Source organism: Streptomyces diastaticus subsp. diastaticus, assembly GCF_011170125.1.
GTDB classification, from domain to species: domain Bacteria; phylum Actinomycetota; class Actinomycetes; order Streptomycetales; family Streptomycetaceae; genus Streptomyces; species Streptomyces diastaticus.
In genome coordinates, this window is sequence record NZ_BLLN01000002.1 from 644,974 (window position 1) to 665,143 (window position 20,170).

Annotated in this window: 17 protein-coding genes and 1 pseudogene; 9 read left to right on the forward strand and 9 right to left on the reverse strand. The window is 69.3% G+C overall.

The features are described from left to right. Nucleotides 1–164: 164 nt before the first annotated feature. A complete protein-coding gene (locus tag Sdia_RS04740; RefSeq protein WP_100457463.1) occupies nt 165–707 on the reverse strand; it encodes a DapH/DapD/GlmU-related protein in 543 nt (180 codons plus the stop codon). A 329-nt stretch (nt 708–1,036) separates the two neighbouring features. Between Sdia_RS04740 and Sdia_RS04745 the strand changes: the two genes are divergently transcribed. Continuing rightward, on the forward strand, nt 1,037–1,600 hold the full coding sequence (locus Sdia_RS04745; RefSeq protein ID WP_189400400.1) for a dihydrofolate reductase family protein: 564 nt from the start codon (nt 1,037–1,039) through the stop codon (nt 1,598–1,600). Between the two features lie 82 nt (nt 1,601–1,682). Here the strand turns inward: Sdia_RS04745 and dnaB are convergent, their stop codons facing one another. Beyond that, nucleotides 1,683–3,152: a replicative DNA helicase gene (dnaB, locus tag Sdia_RS04750; protein ID WP_100457461.1), complete on the reverse strand. Its 1,470-nt coding sequence runs from the start codon at nt 3,150–3,152 to the stop codon at nt 1,683–1,685. Nucleotides 3,153–3,622: 470 nt separating this feature from the next. On the opposite strand from dnaB, the gene Sdia_RS04755 reads away from it, so the two are divergent. Further along, nucleotides 3,623–4,960, forward strand: coding sequence for an MATE family efflux transporter (locus Sdia_RS04755; protein ID WP_100457460.1), 1,338 nt, complete (start codon nt 3,623–3,625; stop codon nt 4,958–4,960). A gap of 248 nt (nt 4,961–5,208) precedes the next feature. Here Sdia_RS04755 and rplI read toward each other — a convergent pair whose 3' ends face one another. The 4 genes from rplI to rpsF form a co-directional block, all read right to left on the reverse strand. Then, complete coding sequence (rplI, locus tag Sdia_RS04760) at nt 5,209–5,655, reverse strand: 50S ribosomal protein L9 (protein ID WP_100457459.1); 447 nt, start codon at nt 5,653–5,655, stop codon at nt 5,209–5,211. A gap of 18 nt (nt 5,656–5,673) precedes the next feature. Next, the gene (gene rpsR, locus Sdia_RS04765; protein ID WP_003949403.1) at nt 5,674–5,910 is read right to left on the reverse strand and encodes a 30S ribosomal protein S18; all 237 of its coding nucleotides are present in this window, start codon (nt 5,908–5,910) and stop codon (nt 5,674–5,676) included. A gap of 66 nt (nt 5,911–5,976) precedes the next feature. Further along, nucleotides 5,977–6,564, reverse strand: a complete 588-nt coding sequence (locus Sdia_RS04770) for a single-stranded DNA-binding protein (RefSeq protein WP_100457458.1) — start codon at nt 6,562–6,564, stop codon at nt 5,977–5,979. Nucleotides 6,565–6,640: 76 nt separating this feature from the next. Beyond that, complete coding sequence (gene rpsF / locus Sdia_RS04775; protein WP_100457457.1) at nt 6,641–6,931, reverse strand: 30S ribosomal protein S6; 291 nt, start codon at nt 6,929–6,931, stop codon at nt 6,641–6,643. Between the two features lie 298 nt (nt 6,932–7,229). Between rpsF and Sdia_RS04780 the strand changes: the two genes are divergently transcribed. The 3 genes from Sdia_RS04780 to Sdia_RS04790 all read left to right on the forward strand — a co-directional run bounded on the left by Sdia_RS04780 (nt 7,230) and on the right by Sdia_RS04790 (nt 9,970). Then, a complete protein-coding gene (locus tag Sdia_RS04780; RefSeq protein ID WP_100457456.1) occupies nt 7,230–7,550 on the forward strand; it encodes a hypothetical protein in 321 nt (106 codons plus the stop codon). A gap of 178 nt (nt 7,551–7,728) precedes the next feature. Beyond that, complete coding sequence (locus Sdia_RS04785; protein WP_100457455.1) at nt 7,729–8,850, forward strand: lipid II:glycine glycyltransferase FemX; 1,122 nt, start codon at nt 7,729–7,731, stop codon at nt 8,848–8,850. Nucleotides 8,851–8,938: 88 nt separating this feature from the next. Then, nucleotides 8,939–9,970, forward strand: a complete 1,032-nt coding sequence (locus Sdia_RS04790) for an alanine racemase (RefSeq protein ID WP_115068959.1) — start codon at nt 8,939–8,941, stop codon at nt 9,968–9,970. Nucleotides 9,971–10,052: 82 nt separating this feature from the next. Here Sdia_RS04790 and Sdia_RS04795 read toward each other — a convergent pair. Both Sdia_RS04795 and Sdia_RS04800 read right to left on the reverse strand, forming a co-directional pair. Continuing rightward, nucleotides 10,053–11,588 (reverse strand): annotated as a pseudogene (locus Sdia_RS04795) (glycosyltransferase family 87 protein). Between the two features lie 237 nt (nt 11,589–11,825). After that, the gene (locus Sdia_RS04800; RefSeq protein ID WP_229830701.1) at nt 11,826–14,507 is read right to left on the reverse strand and encodes a transglycosylase domain-containing protein; all 2,682 of its coding nucleotides are present in this window, start codon (nt 14,505–14,507) and stop codon (nt 11,826–11,828) included. Nucleotides 14,508–14,891: 384 nt separating this feature from the next. Here Sdia_RS04800 and Sdia_RS04805 point away from each other — a divergent pair, with 384 nt between their 5' ends. From Sdia_RS04805 to Sdia_RS04820, 4 genes are all read left to right on the forward strand, one after another. Continuing rightward, nucleotides 14,892–15,569 carry a PadR family transcriptional regulator gene (locus Sdia_RS04805; protein ID WP_100457451.1) on the forward strand — a complete coding sequence of 226 codons (678 nt, stop codon included), beginning with the start codon at nt 14,892–14,894 and terminating at the stop codon, nt 15,567–15,569. A 59-nt stretch (nt 15,570–15,628) separates the two neighbouring features. Continuing rightward, nucleotides 15,629–16,711 (forward strand): inositol-3-phosphate synthase, encoded by a 1,083-nt coding sequence (locus Sdia_RS04810; RefSeq protein ID WP_100457450.1) that lies wholly within the window; start codon nt 15,629–15,631, stop codon nt 16,709–16,711. Nucleotides 16,712–16,866: 155 nt separating this feature from the next. Further along, nucleotides 16,867–18,126 carry an MFS transporter gene (locus tag Sdia_RS04815; protein ID WP_100457449.1) on the forward strand — a complete coding sequence of 420 codons (1,260 nt, stop codon included), beginning with the start codon at nt 16,867–16,869 and terminating at the stop codon, nt 18,124–18,126. Between the two features lie 118 nt (nt 18,127–18,244). Next, nucleotides 18,245–18,382, forward strand: a complete 138-nt coding sequence (locus Sdia_RS04820) for a hypothetical protein (protein WP_189500100.1) — start codon at nt 18,245–18,247, stop codon at nt 18,380–18,382. Nucleotides 18,383–18,544: 162 nt separating this feature from the next. Here Sdia_RS04820 and Sdia_RS04825 read toward each other — a convergent pair whose 3' ends face one another. After that, entirely contained in the window at nt 18,545–20,011 is a 1,467-nt protein-coding gene (locus Sdia_RS04825; RefSeq protein ID WP_100457447.1) for a CCA tRNA nucleotidyltransferase, read from the reverse strand. Nucleotides 20,012–20,170: the final 159 nt, after the last annotated feature.

Sequence of the window (20,170 nt, forward strand, 5' to 3'; positions counted from 1 at the left end):
ACTCCGGCCGGCTCAGGCCGCTGGACCGCGACAGGCTACGAGTCCGGCCCCAGGGGCCACCATGTGTTTTTCGACGGGCAGTCGGTGGAGCAGGAGCCCCACGGCCACGCGCCCCCCACGCCCGGCCACGCGTCAGCCCCGGTCCGGTGACGCCCGGACGCGCCTCACCACCTCCGGTTGACGGTCGCCTTCCCGCCGGTCACCAGGCTGGCCGGGGGGACATCCTCCGCCACGACCGCGCCCGCGGCCACCACCGCGTCCCGCCCGATGCTGACGCCGGGCAGGACCGTCGCCCCCGCGCCGATCCACACGTTCTCCCCCACATCGATGGGACCACCGCTCAGCCAGTCCCGGCGCTCCACGGGATCGACCGGATGGCCGACCGTGATGAAGGTCGCCTTCGGCCCGATCATCACCCGCTCACCGAGCCTGATGCCCGCGTAATCCAGGAAGGTGCAGTTCTGGTTGATGAACACACGCTCGGCCAGCTCCAGATTCAGGCCGTGGTCCGTGTAGAACGGCGGGTAGATCGTGGTCCTGGCCGGCAGCTTCCGCCCGAGGATCTGCTCGAACAGCTCCGCCTTGCCCACCTCGTCCTCGAACGGCAGTACGTTCAGGCGAGAGGTCAGCTCCGTGGCACGCAGCACCCGCTCGGACATGGCCTGGAACTGGGCGCTGCGGATACGCATGAATCGGTCGTCGGGCATGGGCCGATCCTCGCAGGCGCGGAGTCCGTCGGGGACCGGGTCCGACGGAGGGGAAGGTTCCGTCGGGCTCGCCGGCCTGGGGGCGACGCTCCAGCATGGCCACGCCCACCTGACCCCGGTGGGCGCTCAGCCCTGCCTGCAAGGCGACAGTGCCCCCCTCGAAATGCCCCCGAGTGCCCGTGGGCTTCCCTGGTCGCCAAAGCCCCTGTACCGCCGAGCGGTGCCCGCCTTATTGCCCGAGGGCCGCCGAGGGTGGAAGCGCGCACCAATGAGATTCCCGCGCCGCGCCGGTCTGTACGCGTGAGACCGACTCACGGAAGGCTGGCACCATGCGGAAACTGATCTACGGCATGAACGTGTCCTTGGACGGCTACATCGCCGCGCCCGGCGACGACATCGGCTGGAGCGTGCCGAGCGACGAGCTGTTCCAGTACTGGTCCGACCGGCTGCAGGCGACCGACCTCTCGCTGTACGGGCGCAAGCTGTGGCAGATGATGTGCCCCTACTGGCCGACCGTCGCCCAGCAGCCCGGCGCCACCCCGGCGGAGGCCGGGTTCGCGCGCCGCTGGCGGGACATGCCGAAGGTGGTGTTCTCCTCGACGCTCGGCCAGGTCGACTGGAACACCCGGCTGGTCAGCGGCGAGGCGGTCGCCGAGATCGCCCGCCTCAAGGCCGAGGACGGCGGCCCGATGGACATCGGCGGCGCCACGCTGGCCGCGGCGGCCATGCGAGCCGGGTTGATCGACGAGTACGTGCTGGCGACCGCACCCGTCCTGGTCGGCGGCGGCACACCGTTCTTCACCGCACTGGACGACTGGGTGAACCTGAAGTTGGTGGAGACGCGGACGCTACCCGGCGACGTGGTCCTGACGAGGTACGAGACGAGGCGCTGAGCAACCCGCACGGGACTCGCCGGACCGCCGGGCCGGCGGGTGCCTCGGGCCCGGAAAGCTCCAGCGGGCACACGTCACGTCTTCACCCGTGAGCCATGTCCACGAACCGGCTGTAGTGGCCCTGGAAGGCGACGGTGATGGTGGCCGTGGGGCCGTTTCGGTGCTTGGCGACGATCAGGTCCGCCTCGCCCGCGCGAGGTGACTCCTTCTCGTAGGCGTCCTCGCGGTGGAGCAGGATCACCATGTCGGCGTCCTGCTCGATGGAGCCGGATTCACGGAGGTCGGAGACCATCGGCTTCTTGTCGGTGCGCTGTTCGGGGCCACGGTTCAGCTGAGAGAGCGCGATGACCGGGATCTCCAGCTCCTTGGCGAGGAGCTTGAGGTTACGGGACATGTCCGAGACCTCCTGCTGCCGGCTCTCGGCCCGCTTGGAGCCGCCGGACTGCATGAGCTGGAGGTAGTCGATGACGACGAGCTTGAGGTCGTTGCGCTGCTTGAGACGCCGGCACTTGGCGCGGATCTCCATCATCGACAGGTTCGGGGAGTCGTCGATGTAGAGCGGCGCGGCCGACACGTCGGGCATGCGGCGGGCGAGCCGCGTCCAGTCCTCGTCGGTCATCGTGCCGGAACGCATGTGGTGCAGCGCGACCCGTGCTTCGGCGGAGAGCAGGCGCATGGCGATCTCGTTGCGGCCCATCTCCAGGGAGAAGACGACGCTCGGCAGGTTGTTCTGGATCGAGGCGGCGCGCGCGAAGTCGAGGGCGAGCGTGGACTTGCCCATGGCGGGGCGGGCGGCGATGACGATCATCTGGCCGGGGTGCAGGCCGTTGGTGAGCGAGTCGAAGTCGGTGAAGCCGGTGGGGACGCCGGTCATCTCGCCGCTGCGGGAGCCGATCGCCTCGATCTCGTCGAGCGCGCCCTCCATGATGTCGCCGAGCGGCAGGTAGTCCTCGGAGGTCCGCTGCTCGGTGACGGCGTAGATCTCCGCCTGCGCGCTGTTGACGATCTCGTCGACGTCACCGTCGGCGGCGTATCCCATCTGCGTGATCTTGGTGCCCGCCTCCACGAGGCGGCGGAGCACCGCCCGCTCGTGGACGATCTCCGCGTAGTACTCGGCGTTGGCCGCGGTGGGCACCGTCTGCACGACGGTGTGGAGGTACGGGGCGCCGCCGACCTTGGTGATCTCGCCGCGCTTCGTCAGCTCCGCGGCGACGGTGATGGGGTCGGCGGGCTCACCCTTGGCGTAGAGATCGAGGATCGCCTGGTAGATCGTCTCGTGCGCGGGACGGTAGAAGTCGTTGCCCTTGAGGATCTCCACCACGTCGGCGATGGCGTCCTTGGAGAGGAGCATGCCGCCGAGTACCGACTGCTCGGCGTCGAGGTCCTGCGGTGGTACGCGCTCGAACGCGGTCGCCTGGCCGCCGTCCCAGTTGTCGCCGTCGCGGTCACGGCCTCCGTCGTTGCCCCTGCCCCGGCGTCGGGAGGCCGGCAGCCGGTCACCAGGTCCGGCGTCCGCCGCCCACGGGTCGTCCAAGGGCTCGGAGATACTCACCGTGCCGCCTCCATCCGTCCGCCGAGCGGACCTCGCCGTGCGCGCTTCCGTACGGCCCGACACTGACAAAGCGAGAGGCCGAACCCCTCTTCTGACGCGTCGAAGTCGTGAGTTTCCTCGGTCGGTGACTCAGGCCGCGCGCGGGTGGGTCGCCGGACCACGGTAGGCCCGTCGACACCGTCAGCCAATCTGGTTATCCACAGGCCCTGTGGATGATCGCCCCAATGCTGTGGAGAACCCGCCGAAACCTGTGCACGCTTCCGTGGACAGCACTGTGAACAACCCCTCAGGCACCTCGCCACCCTACCGCTGACCTGCAATTTCACCGCCCGCAGGCTGTGCAGGAGAAAAACTTCCCCACCTCGCGCGAGATCGTCTCCAAACCGTTGCCACTCCACCCGCAACCTGGCGCCAAGTAAGGAGCCTACCGGCATTGCATCCATTACCTGTGGATGATTACATTGGGCGCCATGACCAAGGCAGCTCCGCAGGCCAAGCCCCATCGCCGTCGGCACGACCGCGAGATCGTCGCCCTTGCCGTCCCCGCCTTCGGAGCCCTCGTCGCCGAGCCCCTCTTCGTGATGGCGGACAGCGCGATCATCGGCCACCTGGGCACCGCGCAACTCGCCGGGCTCGCCGTGGCCTCCGCCCTGCTGACCACCGCGGTCAGCATCTTCGTCTTCCTCGCCTACGCCACCACCGGCGCCGTCGCCCGACGCGTCGGCGCGGGAGACCTCTCCGCCGCCATCCGGCAGGGCATGGACGGCATCTGGCTGGCGCTGCTCCTGGGAGCCGCCGTCATCGCGGTGGTCCTGCCGACCGCCCCGGCCCTCATCGACCTCTTCGGAGCCTCCGAGACCGCCGCACCGTACGCGGTCACGTACCTGCGCATCTCCTCGCTCGGCATTCCGGCGATGCTCGTCGTGCTGGCCGCCACCGGTGTGCTGCGCGGACTCCAGAACACCCGCACCCCGCTCTACGTCGCCATCGGCGGCTTCGTCGCCAACGCCGTCCTCAACGTCGTCCTGGTCTACGGCGCCGGGCTGGGCATCGCCGGCTCCGCCTGGGGCACGGTCATCGCCCAGTGCGGCATGGCCGCCGTCTACCTGGTGGTCGTCGTCCGAGGCGCCCGCAAGCACGGCGCCTCGCTCAAGCCGGACGCGGCGGGCATCCGCGCCTCCGCGCAGGCGGGCGCCCCGCTGCTGGTGCGTACCTTGTCGCTGCGGGCCGTCCTGATGATCGCGACCGCCGTGGCCGCACGCCTCGGGGACACGGAGATCGCCGCCCACCAGATCATCCTCTCCCTGTGGAGCCTGCTCGCCTTCGCCATGGACGCCATCGCCATCGCCGGGCAGGCGATCATCGGGCGCTACCTCGGCGCCGGTGACACCCGAGGGGCCCAGGCCGTCTGCCGTCGCATGGTGGAGTGGGGCATCGGCTCCGGCGTCGCCCTCGGCGTCCTGGTGGTCGTCTCCCGGCCCCTGTTCATCCCTCTGTTCACCAGCGACTCGGCGGTACATGACGCCGCCCTCCCCGCCCTGCTGGTGGTCGCCTGCTGCCAGCCCCTCTCGGGCATCGTCTACGTCCTCGACGGTGTCCTCATGGGAGCGGGCGACGGCCCGTACCTCGCCTGGGCCATGCTGCTCACCCTCGCGATCTTCACGCCGTTCGCCCTGCTGATTCCCGCCTGGGGCGGCGGCCTCACCGCGGTCTGGGGAGCGATGACGCTGATGATGGCCACCCGGGCGGTCACCCTGGGCCTCCGTACGAGGTCGGGGCGCTGGCTGGTCACGGGAGCCAGCCGGTGACACCGGAGCCGACGGGCCGGGCCCGCGTGACGGGGCAACTGCGCCGGCGCGCTGGCGACAGATGATGTTTCACGTGAAACATCACCGCCGGGGGATGACCGCCCCGAGCACAGGTCTCACGTGGAGCACCGGGCCGGCACGACGCCCACCTCGCGCACACCACCCACCCCGGACACGGCTGTCCGGGCACGACGGAGGGCCGCACCCTGACGGGTACGGCCCTCCGCTTCACGCTGCCGGATCGCTGATCAGGCGGCGACGACCTCGACGTTCACCTTGGCGGCGACCTCGGGGTGCAGACGCACGGACGCGGAGTGCGCGCCCAGCGACTTGATCGGCGCGTCCAGCTCGATGCGACGCTTGTCGACCTTCGGACCGCCGGCAGCCGTGATCGCCTCGGCGATGTCGGCCTGCGTGACGGAACCGAAGAGACGGCCGGCCTCGCCGGAGCGGGTGCTCAGGCGGACCTTGACGCCCTCGAGCTCGGCCTTGACCTGGTTGGCCTGCTCGATGGTGGCGATCTCGTGGATCTTGCGAGCACGACGGATCTGCTCGACGTCCTTCTCGCCACCCTTGGTCCAGCGGATCGCGAAACCACGCGGGACCAGGTAGTTCCGGGCGTAGCCGTCCTTGACGTCGACGACGTCACCGGCCGCACCGAGGCCGGAGACCTCGTGGGTGAGGATGATCTTCATCAGTCGGTCACCCTTCCCTTATCGCGCGGTCGACGTGTAGGGCAGCAGCGCCATCTCACGGCTGTTCTTCACAGCCGTGGCGACGTCACGCTGGTGCTGCGTGCAGTTGCCGGTCACGCGGCGGGCACGGATCTTGCCGCGGTCGGAAATGAACTTCCGCAGCATGTTCGTGTCCTTGTAGTCCACGTACGTGACCTTGTCCTTGCAGAACGCGCAGACCTTTTTCTTCGGCTTGCGCACAGGCGGCTTAGCCATGGTGTTTCTCCTGTGTGATCAAGAAGTGTGGTGGCGAACCCTGATCCCTCGCGGACGCGGAGCGTCCTAGAAGGGGGGCTCGTCCGAGTAGCCGCCACCGCCGCCGGAGCTGCCGCCCCAGCCGCCGCCGCCACCCTGCTGCTGGCCGCCGCCGGCGGGAGCACTGGTGGCCCAGGGGTCGTCGGCGGGAGCACCGCCGCCGCCCTGCTGCTGGCCACCGCCGGGGCCGCCGCCCCAGCCGCCCTGCTGGCCGCCGCCACCGCCGCCGTAACCGCCCTGGCCACCGCGGCCGGTGGTCTTGGTGACCTTGGCCGTGGCGTTCCGCAGGCTGGCGCCGACCTCGTCGACGTCCAGGTCGTAGACCGTGCGCTTGATGCCCTCACGGTCCTCGTAGGACCGCTGCTTCAGCCGGCCCTGCACGATGACGCGCATGCCTCGCTGAAGCGACTCGGCGACGTTCTCCGCCGCCTGACGCCAGACCGAGCAGGTGAGGAAGAGGCTGTCGCCGTCCTTCCACTCGTTGGTCTGACGGTCGAAGGTGCGGGGAGTGGACGCGACGCGGAACTTCGCGACCGCCGCACCGGACGGGGTGAAGCGCAGCTCGGGGTCGTCGACAAGATTGCCGACCACCGTGATAACGGTCTCGCCTGCCATGGGGTACCTCTCGGCGGGTTTGCTGCTGGCTGCTGGCTGCTACTCGGATCCCGAGTGGAACTGAGCGGGAAAGAGCTCAGTGGTTCTCGGGGCGGAGGACCTTGGTCCTCAGGACCGACTCGTTCAGGTTCATCTGGCGGTCGAGTTCCTTGACGACCGCAGGCTCGGCCTGCAGGTCGATCACCGAGTAGATGCCCTCGGGCTTCTTCTTGATCTCGTACGACAGACGACGACGGCCCCAGGTGTCGACCTTCTCGACCTTTCCGTCGGCCTCACGGACGACGGAGAGGAAGTTCTCGATCAGAGGGGCGACGGAGCGCTCCTCCAGATCGGGGTCGAGGATGACCATCACCTCGTAGTGACGCATGTAGAACCCACCTCCTTTGGACTCAGCGGCCACGGTCGTTCCGTGGCAGGAGGGTCTTGATGCGAGCGCAACGGTATCGGCCGCCACTGACGACGGACCCGCGAGCGGGAGCCGTGTGAGCGGGTGATCCAGGATCTGGGCAGACACCGGTGCAGACGGTACAGAGTACCCGCACGACCGCTTCCGGTTGAAATCCGGCCGCCGATGCCCGCAATCTGGGTATATCGGGTGCTTCGGCATCGGTCGCGCAGTGCCGGTGCCCGCACCGACGAGCGCCGCTTCCGCAGGAGGTGCCGTAATGGCCCAGCCCCAGACGATGCGTACGAAGACAGCCGGTTCCCTCTTCGCCACCGACGGCAAGCCCCACCCGCTCCCCGACGCGCTGATGGTCGTCACCCTGGCACTCGGGGTGCTGGCCCTGGTCACAGCCGGGTTCCACCATTTGCACCTGGTCAGTTCCTGGGCCGGGCTCGTGGGCATCCTCACCGGCGCCTACGGCCAGTTCATCTCCGTGACGACCAGGGAGCGCACCTTGCTCATCGTGGGACTCGGTGCTTCCGCCCTCGGCTTCTACCTGGGCATGGCCCACGGAGGCCTCTTCGGCGGCGTGATCAACTGACACCTCCCGCCTTTCCGGCCGAGGGACCGTTCCGCATCGGAGCGGTCCCTCGGCCGGCGCCGCGCCCCCGGCCGGTTCGGTGGCGGCCCGAACGGGGCGATCACCGGCGCAGTAGGCTTCGCGCGAGAGCCGGAGCCCCTGACCGCATGGGGACACACCAGCCCGAGGAGCGCCCCGAATGAGTCTGACCCTCAGGACCATCAGCCGTGAGCAGCATCTGGCGTACATCCAGACACTGCCCGCGGCCAGCCACATGCAGGTCCCGGCCTGGGCGGACGTCAAAGCGGAGTGGCGCGCGGAGAGCCTGGGCTGGTTCGACGACCGGACGGGCGAGATGGTGGGCGCCGGTCTCGTCCTGTACCGCCAGCTCCCGAAGATCAAGCGGTACCTGGCCTACCTCCCCGAGGGACCGGTGATCAACTGGTTCTCCCCCCATCTGGAGGAGTGGCTCCAGCCGATGCTGGCCCACCTCAAGCAGCAGGGTGCCTTCTCGGTGAAGATGGGCCCGCCGGTGGTCATCCGGCGCTGGGAGGCCGCCAGTATCAAGAAGGGCATCCAGGACCCGGACGTCAAGCGCCTGCGGGACGTCGAGGCGGACTTCATCGAGCCGCGCGCCTTCGAGGTCGCGGACCGGCTGCGGCGCATGGGGTGGCAGCAGGGCGAGGACGGCGGCGCGGGCTTCGGCGACGTGCAGCCGCGGTACGTGTTCCAGGTCCCGCTGGCCAACCGTTCGCTGGAGGACGTCCACAAGGGCTTCAACCAGCTGTGGCGGCGCAACATCAAGAAGGCCGAGAAGGCCGGCGTCGAGGTGGTCCAGGGCGGTTACCAGGACCTCGAGGAGTGGCAGCGCCTCTACGAGGTCACCGCTGAGCGCGACCGGTTCCGTCCGCGTCCCCTCAGCTACTTCCAGCGCATGTGGACGACGCTGAACAACGAGGACCCCAACCGGATGCGGCTGTACTTCGCCCGCCACGAGGGGGAGAACGTCGCGGCCGCCACGATGCTGGTCGTCGGCGGCCACGTCTGGTACTCCTACGGCGCCTCCGCCAACCACAAGCGCGAGGTCCGGCCCTCCAACGCCATGCAGTGGCGGATGCTGCGCGACGCCTACGCACTCGGCGCCACCGTCTACGACCTGCGCGGCATCTCCGACTCCCTGGACGAGTCGGACCACCTCTTCGGCCTCATCCAGTTCAAGGTCGGCACCGGCGGGCAGGCTGCCGAGTACCTCGGCGAGTGGGACTTCCCGCTCAACAAGCTCCTGCACAAGGCGCTCGACATCTACATGTCCCGCCGCTGACCCCGGCGGGCACGGCACAATTCATCCGGCGGGGCGCATCGGCCGCCCCGCCGCACCGCGACTGACACAGGAAGGCTCCGGACCGGCCATGGCGCTCACGCTGTACGTCGACACCGCGCGCTGGCGGGAACACCACCACCAGGTGCGCGAGCAGTTCCCGGGCATCGTCCCCGTCTGCAAGGGCAACGGGTACGGCTTCGGGCACGAGCGGCTGGCCGAGGAGGCGATCCGCTTCGGTGCCGACATCCTCGCCGTGGGCACCACCTACGAGGCGGCCCGGATCAAGGACTGGTTCAGCGGTGACCTGCTGGTCCTGACGCCGTTCCGGCGCGGCGAGGAGCCGGTGCCGCTGCCGGACCGGGTCGTCCGCTCGGTCTCCTCGGTGGACGGGGTGCACGGACTGGTCGGCGCCCGCGTGGTCATCGAGGTGATGTCCTCGATGAAGCGCCACGGGGTGAGCGAGGAGGACCTCCCGAAGCTCCACGCGGCCATCGAGGACGTCCGGCTGGAGGGCTTCGCCATCCACCTGCCGCTGGACCGCACCGACGGCACCGACGCCGTCGAGGAGGTCATCGCCTGGATGGACCGTCTGCGCGCCCACCGCCTGCCGCTGCACACCATGTTCGTGAGTCACCTCAAGGCCACCGAACTCGCCCGCCTCCAGCAGCAGTTCCCGCAGACGCGGTTCCGCGCCCGGATCGGCACCCGGCTGTGGCTGGGCGACGAGGAGGCGACCGAGTACCGCGGCGCGGTGCTGGACGTCACCCAGGTCTCCAAGGGCGACCGCTTCGGCTACCGCCAGCAGAAGGCGGCCGGTGACGGCTACCTGGTCGTGGTCGCCGGCGGCACCTCGCACGGAGTGGGCCTGGAGTCGCCGAAGGCCCTGCACGGGGTGATGCCGCGTGCCAAGGGTGTCGCCCGTGCGGGGCTGGCGACGGTCAACCGGAACCTCTCGCCGTTCGTCTGGGCGGGCAAGCAGCGCTGGTTCGCCGAGCCGCCGCACATGCAGGTCTCGATCCTCTTCGTCCCCGCCGACGCCCCTGCCCCGCAGGTCGGCGACGAGCTGGTCGCCCACCTGCGGCACACCACCACGCAGTACGACCGGGTCGTCGAACGCTGAGCCGACCGGGCCGCACGTGCAGAGGCCCCTGGCCGCCCCGTGGAGGGAGCGGCCGGGGGCCTCTGGCGTTCAGGTCCGCGCGTCAGGACGAACCGGGCGCCACGGGGCCACTCGCGCTCAGGCCGTCGCCGATCGTCCTGCCCGTGCCCCAGCGCACCACCGGGCGGTCGAAGTGGGCGGCGTGTTGCGGCGGATGGGCGGCGGCGTAGCCGAGGACGAACCGGTCCGGCGCGCCGTCCAGGACCCCGCCGGAGGGATCGTCGTCCCCGTCCCGGCGGACCACGTCCCGTTCGGGGAACAGCGCGTCGCGCACGACGACGGCGCAGAGGTAGAGCGTCCCGGCCAGGTGCAGGCAGATCGCGAGGTGGTACCCCTCCAGGGGCAGGCCGCGCTGGGCGTCCCCACTGCTGGTGTAGGCCAGGTACATCCAGATGCCGAGGTAGTACAGCACCTCGCAGCTCTGCCAGATCAGGAAGTCGCGCCAGCGGGGGCGGGCGAGGGCGGCCAGCGGGATCAGCCAGAGTACGTACTGCGGCGAGTACACCTTGTTGGTGAGGATGAAGGCCGCGACGACGAGGAAGGCCACCTGCGCCAGCCGGGGGCGGCGGGGTGCCATGAGGACGAGGGTGGCGATCAGCGCGCACGCCAGGACCATCAGCAGGGTCGCCAGGGTGTTGACCGTCTCGGTGGCCAGCGGCTGGTCGGAGTTCTGGGAGAGCACAAGCCAGAACGAACCGAAGTCGACGCCGCGTTCCTCACTGAACGTGTAGAACTTCGACCAGCCCTCGAAGGCGCCGATCATCACCGGCAGGTTGACCACCAGCCAGGCCCCGGCACTCCCGGCGAGCGCCGTGCCGAAGGCGCGCCACTTGCCCGCCCGCCAGCAGAGCAGGAAGAGGGGACCGAGGATCAGGGCCGGGTACAGCTTGGCCGCGGTGGCGAGTCCGAGGAGGACACCGAAGGCGAACGGCCGCTCACGGGACCACATCAGCAGCGCGGCGGCGGTCAGGGCGACCGCGAGCAGGTCCCAGTTGATGGTCGCGGTCAGCGCCAGCGCGGGGGCCAGGGCGACGAGCAGAGCGTCCCAGGGGCGTCGGCGGTGGGTGCGCGCGACGCAGACGGCGATGACGGCGGCGCAGGCCATCAGCATCCCGGCGTTGACCAGCCAGTAGATCTGCTCGCGCTCGACGAGTGACCCGGAACCGGGGGTGACCCAGGAGGCCACCTCCATGAACACGCCGGTCAGGACCGGGTACTCCAGGAACTCCATGTCCCCGGGGAGCCGGTCGAAGTAGGGGACCAGTCCGTCGGCGAAGCCCCGGCCCTGGAACAGATGGGGGATGTCCGAGTAGCAGGCGTGGGTGTACTGGGCGCCGGTGCCGAAGAACCAGGCGCCGTTTTAGCAGGGCAGCTTCTGCACCATGCCGAGGGCGAACATGCCGATCATCACCAGGGCGATGACGCGGACCGGCGACCACCAGGCGCGGCCGGTGAACGCCCGTCTGCCCATGGGGCCGCCGATCAGCTCGGAGCCGGCGGCTGCCACCTCGTCCTCCCGCGTCGGCTGCACGGTGTCCCGCTGCGGCGCGCTGGCACGTGTCGTCTCTGGACTGGGCATGGGCGCCATCCTGCCCCATGGCCCCAGGAACGCCGGGAGGGCCGCCGCACCCGTCGGTGCGACGACCCCCGGTTTCACGTGAAACGCGATGTTTCACGTGAAACATGTCGATGGGCTCACGGCGTCCGGCTGGTCCGGTGAGTCCGAGCCTTGGCCCGGTGAGCCCGAACGAGAACCGCCCACCCCCGGCGCGCGGGCCGGAAGTGGGCGGACTCGTTCTACGGGCGGGGAGAGCGGCTACTTGCTGGACCCGAACCAGGCCCCCGGATTGCCGTTCTCGTTGCCCTCGTTCTCACCGGGGTCCGGTTGCTCCGTGGTGGGTTCCCCACCTCCCGGGTCGCCCGAACCGCCGTTCTCTTCGCCCCCGTTCTCGTTGCCGCCGTTCTCGTTCTGGCGGCACTCCCAGTCGAGCGGCCGGCAGGTCGAGGTGGGGTCGGGCTCCGGGGACGTCGGCGGCGCCTCCGTGGTCGGCGACGGGTCCGGTGACTCCTCCTCCTCCGTCTCGGTCGGCGAGGGCGGCGGCGTGGGCGTCGGCTCGCCGACGATCGTGCCGAGGTCGGAGGGCTCCGGGAACTGCTGCGGGCTCTTGTCCTTCATCGCCGACAGCATGTACTCGGTCCAGATCTCGGCCGGGAACGAGGCACCGTGGATCGACTTCTGGCCACCGGTTCCGTACATCTCCAGGAACTTCTGGTTCTTCGCCTGGTCGTCCACGCGGAACATCCCGATGGCGGTGGAGAGCTGCCGGGTGTACCCGGCGAACCACGCCGACTTGTTGCCGTCGGTCGTACCGGTCTTGCCGGCGGTCGGCCACTGGGCGTCGACCGGCTTGGCGGCCGTACCCGTGCCCTCCTGCACCACGGTGCGCAGGACGTCGGTGACGTTGTCCGCGACGTCCGCCGGGATGCCCTGCTTCACCTTGGCGACCTCGTCGTGGTTCCAGACCTCGCCGTCCTTGCTCTCGATGGACTCCACCGAGTACGGCTCGGCCTGCTTGCCGCTGGCCGCGAACGTGGCGTACGCGCCGGCGAGCCGGATGGCGCTCGGCGCCGAGGTGCCAAGGGCGAAGGAGGGACTGCGCCAGCCGGGGAGGTTGTCCTTCTTGATCCCCGCCGCCTCGGCCGTCTGGCGGACCTTGTCGAGGCCGACGTCCATGGCGAGCTGGATGTAGGGCGTGTTGGTCGAGAACTGCATCGCGGTCCTCAGGTCGATGTCGCCCTTCGACTCATCGCCGTCGTTGCGCTGATGCCACTCCTCGTCCTTCTCGTTGTGCCAGATCGTGCCGTCGTAGTTCTTCACCTTCAGCTTGTTGTCGCCGTCGTAGATGCTCTTCGGCGACACGATGGTCCGCTGCTCCGGCGTCTGCTCGGGCGGCAGGTCCGGGTCGCGGATGCCGTACTCCATGGCGGCCGAGAGAACGAACGGCTTGAAGGTGGAGCCGACCTGGACGCCGGTGTAGTCGGCGTTGTTGGTGAAGTGGACCGTGGCGTCGGAGCCGCCGTAGATCGCCTTGATCTTGCCGGTCTTGGGCTCGACCGAAGCGCCGCCGAACTGGACGTACTTGTCCGTCTCGGGCCGCTTCTTCTCGTCGATGTTCTCCTTCTCCACCTTCTCGACGGCCTTGGTCAGAGCCGCCATCTTCTTCTTGTCGAAGGTGGTGTGGATCTTGTAGCCGCCCTGATCGAGCTTGTTGCGGCTGATGTTGGTGTTGGCGATGATGTAGTTGTCAGCCAGGTCGGTCAGGTAGCCGATCTGACCTGCCTTGTTGGTGGCCGGCTTGGGCTTGTCGGGCTCGGGGAAGCCCTTGGTCAGGATCTCCTGCCGCTCGCTCTGGTCCAGCTCACCGATCTCGACCATGCGGCGCAGCGCGAACTTCCAGCGGTTGGTCGCCCGCTCCGTGTTCTCCTTCGCCGAGGCGCCGGGACCCTGGCCGCCCGCCGGGTCGTAGAGGTTCGGGCCGTTGAGAGTGGCTGCTAGGAACGCCGACTCGCTGGTGTCGAGGTCGATGGCGGACTTGTTGTAGTAGGCGCGTGCGGCGGCCTCGATGCCGTACGCACCACGTCCGTAGTAGGCAGTGTTGAGATATCCCGCGAGGATCGTCTCCTTCGACTGGATACCGCCCACCTTCACCGAGATCAGCAGCTCCGTGATCTTGCGCTTGAGCGTCTGCTCCTGGCTGAGGTAGGTGTTCTTGACGTACTGCTGGGTGATGGTCGATCCACTCTGGGTGCTGCCGCCCATCGCCATGTTCACCACGGCTCGGGCGATACCCATCGGGTCCACGCCGTTGTCGTCCCAGAAGGTGGCGTTCTCGGCCGCGACCACCGCGTTCTGCATCGACTGCGGAATCTCTTCGATGTCGACGATCTGGCGGTTCTTGTCACCGCCCCCCGCGATGACCATCTGCGTGTCGTCGGACCAGTAGTAGACGTTCTTCTGGACGTTCGCCGTCCTCTGCGGGTCCGGGATGTCCACCATGGCCAGGCCTATGCCGGCGGTCGCCACCAGCAGGCCGAAGAATCCGAGGCAGGTGCCCGTCACCTGCTTCCACGAAGGCACGAAGCGGCGCCAGCCGTACTTCCCCGCACGTGGGTAGTCGATGAAGCGCTTCTTCTCCGGCTCACGGCCGCGACCACGGCCCCGCCCTCCTTCGGACCCGCCTCCGCCACCCCGACGGCCGCCACCCGCGCCGGCGCCGTGTCCGGCACCGTGGTCGGCGGCCCTGCGGCGGCCGCCCTTGGCCGCCCGGCGCGCCTCGGCGCGGCCCCCGTACGGGCGTTCCTCGCCCTCGGAACCGAACGAGGCGGAAGGCGCATGAGAGGCGCCACGCGGCGCAGCACGGCGGCCTGACTGGCTACGCCGGGCGGCGGCACGTCCGCCGCCCTGCTGCTGCGGCGGTTTGCGACGATGCTCGCTCATCGAACGACTACTCCTCGGGCAGGCGCGGATTCGCGCGCCTGGAACGGCAGCTGATTGTCGGTCCCCCCGACGCCCGGACGCGCGTCACTGCGACGGTCGTCCACATGGTGTCCGGGCGCGCCCCTATTGCTGACGCCACCTGGCGCCCCATAGTTCCCGGCGGTCTGCATGCCGCACAGACTACGCACCGTCAAAACCACCCGGGCGGCCAAGTTCACCCCAAATCAGGCAACTCCGGTGCGTCGTTCCGGTGATGTGACGCCGTTCACCGTGGGCCCACTTGTCCCTCACCTGAGGCGGACCTATCGTCGAGATGTATCGAGTCGATACATCAGCTCGGCATAAAGACCGGCCAGGGCACCACACGGCGACGGAGAGGCGGACATGAGCAGACGCTCCGGCATCCTCGAGTTCGCCGTCCTCGGGCTGCTGCGCGAGTCCCCGATGCACGGCTACGAGCTGCGGAAACGACTCAACACCTCGCTCGGGATCTTCCGCGCCTTCAGCTACGGCACGCTCTATCCGTGCCTCAAAACGCTGGTTGCCAACGGCTGGTTGATCGAGGAGTCCAGCGTCCCGCCCGAGGACACCCCCGCGGTGCCCCTCACCGGACGCCGGGCCAAGATCGTCTACCGGCTCACCGCGGAAGGTAAGGAGCACTTCGAGGAACTGCTCTCGCAGACCGGTCCCGACGCCTACGAGGACGAGCACTTCGCCGCCCGCTTCGCCTTCTTCGGCCAGACGTCGCGCGATGTCCGCATGCGGGTGCTCGAAGGCCGGCGCAGCCGGCTGGAGGAGCGGCTGGAGAAGATGCGGGCCTCACTGGCCCGCACCAGGGAGCGCCTCGACGACTACACCCTCGAACTCCAACGGCACGGAATGGAGTCCGTGGAGCGCGAGGTGCGCTGGCTGAACGAGCTGATCGAGAGCGAACGGTCGGGCCGCCACCGGCGGACCGGCCAGGACGGCTCACCTCAGCAGGGCACATCCGGAGAGAAGGACGATCTGCCCCGGTCGCGGGAGGACTCCCGCCCGGATTCGTCCGACGACACCGCCACATGAGTCCCGGCATTCCGCAGGGCCTCATCGGGAACACCGAGAACACACAGGGAGCAACCGGAATGGGTTCGGTTCGCGTAGCCATCGTCGGCGTGGGCAACTGCGCCGCCTCACTGGTGCAGGGCGTCGAGTACTACAAGGACGCCGACCCGGACAGCAAGGTCCCGGGCCTCATGCATGTCCAGTTCGGCGACTACCACGTCCGCGACGTCGACTTCGTCGCCGCCTTCGACGTGGATGCCAAGAAGGTCGGCCTGGACCTCGCCGACGCCATCGGCGCCAGTGAGAACAACACGATCAAGATCTGCGACGTGCCGAGCACCGGCGTGACCGTCCAGCGCGGTCACACCCTGGACGGCCTCGGCCGGTACTACCGGGAGACCATCGAGGAGTCGGCCGAGGAGCCCGCCGACATCGTCCAGACCCTCAAGGACCGCCAGGTCGACGTCCTCGTCTGCTACCTGCCGGTGGGCTCCGAGGACGCCGCGAAGTACTACGCGCAGTGCGCCATCGACGCCAAGGTCGCGTTCGTCAACGCCCTCCCGGTCTTCATCGCCGGCACCAAGGAGTGGGCGGACAAGTTCACCGAGGCCGGGGTCCCGATCGTCGGTGACGACATCAAGTCCCAGGTCGGCGCGACGATCACGCACCGCGTGATGGCGAAGCTCTTCGAGGACCGGGGCGTCATCCTGGACCGCACGATGCAGCTCAACGTCGGCGGCAACATGGACTTCAAGAACATGCTGGAGCGCGACCGCCTGGAGTCCAAGAAGATCTCCAAGACCCAGGCCGTCACCTCGCAGATCCGCGACCGCGACCTGGGCGCGGACAACGTCCACATCGGCCCCTCGGACTACGTGGCCTGGCTGGACGACCGCAAGTGGGCCTACGTCCGCCTGGAGGGCCGCGCCTTCGGCGACGTCCCGCTGAACCTGGAGTACAAGCTGGAGGTCTGGGACTCCCCGAACTCCGCCGGTGTCATCATCGACGCCGTCCGCGCCGCGAAGATCGCCAAGGACCGGGGAGTCGGCGGTCCCATCCTCTCCGCGAGCAGCTACTTCATGAAGAGCCCGCCCGTCCAGTACTTCGACGACGAGGCCCACGCCAACGTCGAGAAGTTCATCAAGGGCGAGGTCGAGCGCTGAACCGCGAGCGGCGCTGAACCGCGCCGCTCGGAGCCGCTCTTGAGGGGTGGCCCTCCCACCAGGGAGGGCCACCCCTCCGCTCGTGAGCCGGGAGGCCCGCCCGGAGCGGCCGGGTGACGCGTTCCGGGCCCGCCCCCGCATGCGATTCTGGCTCCATGTCTGTCGTCGGTGACCTGCGAGTGCTCCTGCGTGTGCGGGACTTCCGGCGGCTGCTCACCGTCCGCCTCCTCTCCCAGGGCGCCGACGGCGTCTTCCAGGTGGCTCTCGCCACCCACGTCGTCTTCTCGCCCGAGAAGCAGACCTCCGCCGCCGCCATCGCCTCGGCCATGGCGGTCCTCCTTCTCCCGTACTCCCTGATCGGCCCCTTCGCCGGCGTGCTCCTGGACCGCTGGCGCCGCCGCCAGGTCTTCCTCTACGGCAACCTGCTCCGCGCCGTCCTCGCCGCGCTCACCGCCGTCCTCGTGGTCACCGGCGTCCCCGAGTGGCTCTTCTACGTGGCGGCCCTCTGCGTGACCGCGGTCAACCGGTTCGTGCTCGCCGGGCTCTCCGCGGCGCTGCCACGGGTGGTCGCCCGCGACGAACTGGTCATCGCCAACGCCCTCTCGCCGACGGCCGGGACACTCGCCGCCACCGCCGGCGGCGGTCTCGCCTTCCTCGTCAGGCTGCTGGTGTCGGACTCCGACGCGGCGGTGCTGCTGCTGGGCGGGCTCCTCTACCTCGCCTCGGCCGCCGCCTCCCTCAGGCTGGCCGTCCCGCTCCTGGGCCCCGACCCGGGCCAGCTCCAACACCTGCGCACCGCGGTCGCCGGGACGGCCCACGGGCTCGTCGCCGGTGTCCGCCATCTGCGCGAGCCGGGCCGCCGCGGGGCCGCGCGGGCACTGGCGGCGATGGCCGCCATGCGCTTCTGCTACGGAGCGCTCACCGTCATGCTCCTCATGCTCTGCCGGTACGCCTGGTCCACCGACGAGGACGAGGGGCTCGCGCTGCTCGGCGTCGCGGTGGCCGTCTCCGGGGCCGGCTTCTTCGTCGCCGCCCTGGTCACCCCGACAGGCGTGCGCCGCCTGGGGGCCGCCGGCTGGATCGTGTCCTGCGCGGCCGGGGCGGGGGTGCTGGAACTGGCCCTGGGGCTCACTTTCGCTCCGGTGCCGCTGCTGGCCGGGGCGTTCGTGCTCGGCGTCGCCACCCAGGGCGCGAAGATCGCCACGGACACCATCGTGCAGGCGTCGGTGGCGGACGACTTCCGTGGGCGGATCTTCTCGGTCTACGACGTCCTCTTCAACGTGGCCTTCGTGGCGGCCGCGGGGGTCTCCGCGCTCCTGTTGCCCGCTGACGGAAAATCGACGGTGCTGGTGGTGCTGGTGGCACTGCTGTACGGAGCGATTTCGGTACTCCTGATCCGGTTTGACCGGCAGTAAGTGTCACATCAGTGACACAGAGCCCCTGTTCGCTTCTCGACTGTCCGTGTGGCCGGTTAGCTTACGAAGGTCTTATCGCACGAGGCCACGACCTCGTTTTCCACAGGGGGATCCCCAAGTGACCACTCCGCCGCCCCAGGGCCAGAACCCGTACGGCGCCCAGTCCAAGTGCGAGGCCGAGGCGGAGGGCTTCAAGTACGCCTACACGGAGACCGGCGGCAGCAAGAGCTTCGTGCTCTGCCTGGACGACGCCTGATCCACGGCCAGGCCCCTGCTTCAGCTGCGGACGTTTCACGTGAAACATCGCACGCGGCAGAAAAAGGGGGCAGGGGCGACACGTCCCGGGATCAGTGGAGGGGCGGCATGTTTCACGTGAAACATGCCGCCCCTCCACTTCGTCCGGCGCCGGACGAAGGACTCAGCCCTGCGCGGCCCACCACTCCTTGAGCGCGGCCGCAGCGGCCTCTTCGCCCATGGGGCCGTGCTCCAGCCGCTGGTCGAGCAGGAAGGCGTACGCCTTGCCGATCACCGGCCCGGGGCCCACCCCGAGAATCCGCATGATCTGGTTGCCGTCCAGATCCGGCCGGATGGCATCCAGTTCCTCCTGCTCCTGGAGCTGGGCGATGCGCTCCTCCAGGCCGTCGTAGGCCCGTGAGAGCGCCGACGCCTTGCGCTTGTTCCGGGTGGTGCAGTCCGAGCGCGTCAGCTTGTGCAGACGGGACAGCTGGGGCCCGGCGTCCCGGACATACCGGCGCACCGCTGAGTCGGTCCACTCGCCCGTGCCGTAGCCGTGGAACCGCAAATGCAGCTCGACCAGCCGCGAGACGTCCTTGACCAGCTCGTTGGCGTACTTGAGCGCCGTCATGCGCTTCTTCACCATCTTGGCGCCGACCACCTCGTGGTGGTGGAAGGAGACCCGGCCGTCCTTCTCGAAGCGCCGGGTGCGCGGCTTGCCGATGTCGTGGAGGAGCGCGGCGAGCCGGAGGGTGAGGTCCGGGCCGTCCTCCTCCAGGTCGATGGCCTGCTCCAGGACGGTCAGGCTGTGCTCGTAGACATCCTTGTGACGGTGATGCTCGTCACTCTCCAGGCGCAGGGCCGGCAGCTCCGGGAGTACGTGCGCGGCGAGGCCGGTGTCGACGAGCAGGGTGAGGCCCTTGCGAGGATGGGCGGCAAGGAGCAGCTTGTTCAGTTCGTCGCGGACCCGCTCGGCGGAGACGATGGTGATCCGCTCGGCCATCTCCGTCATCGCGGCGACCACCTCCGGAGCCACGTCGAAGTCGAGCTGGGCGGCGAACCGCGCCGCGCGCATCATCCGCAGCGGATCGTCGGAGAAGGACGCCTCGGGCGTCCCGGGCGTCCTCAGCACCAGGGCCGCCAGATCCTCCAGACCCCCGTACGGGTCGACGAACGCCTTCTGCGGCAGGGCCACCGCCATCGCGTTGACCGTGAAGTCGCGGCGGACCAGGTCGTCCTCGATCGCGTCGCCGTAGGAGACCTCGGGCTTGCGCGAGGTCCGGTCGTACGCCTCCGAGCGGTACGTGGTGATCTCGATCTCGAAGGTGAGCTCCTCGCCCGCCACGACGGCCCGCTTCTGGCAGCCGACGGTCCCGAAGGCGATCCCCACCTCCCAGACGGCGTCCGCCCAGGGCCTGACGATCCTCAGGACCTGCTCCGGCCGGGCGTCGGTCGTGAAGTCCAGGTCGTTGCCCAGCCGCCCGAGCAAGGCGTCCCGGACCGAGCCACCCACCAGGGCGAGGGAGTGTCCGGCCTCCTCGAAGCGGCGGGCCAGATCGTCCGCGGCGGGGGAGACGCGCAGCAGTTCGCTCACAGCGCGGCGCTGCGCCTGGCTCAGTTCACGGGGCTTGTCTTCGTTGGCGTTCGGCACAACAGAAAAGGGTACGTGCCCGCACCGGCGCGGGCCGACCCGATTCCGGCGGGCGCCCCGGGCGATGATCCTCTGGAGCACTCCCCGGCACTTCCGCTCAGTCCGCATCGTTACGATGCCTGGACGCATCACCCGACAACCACCGACCGAGCTGACGAA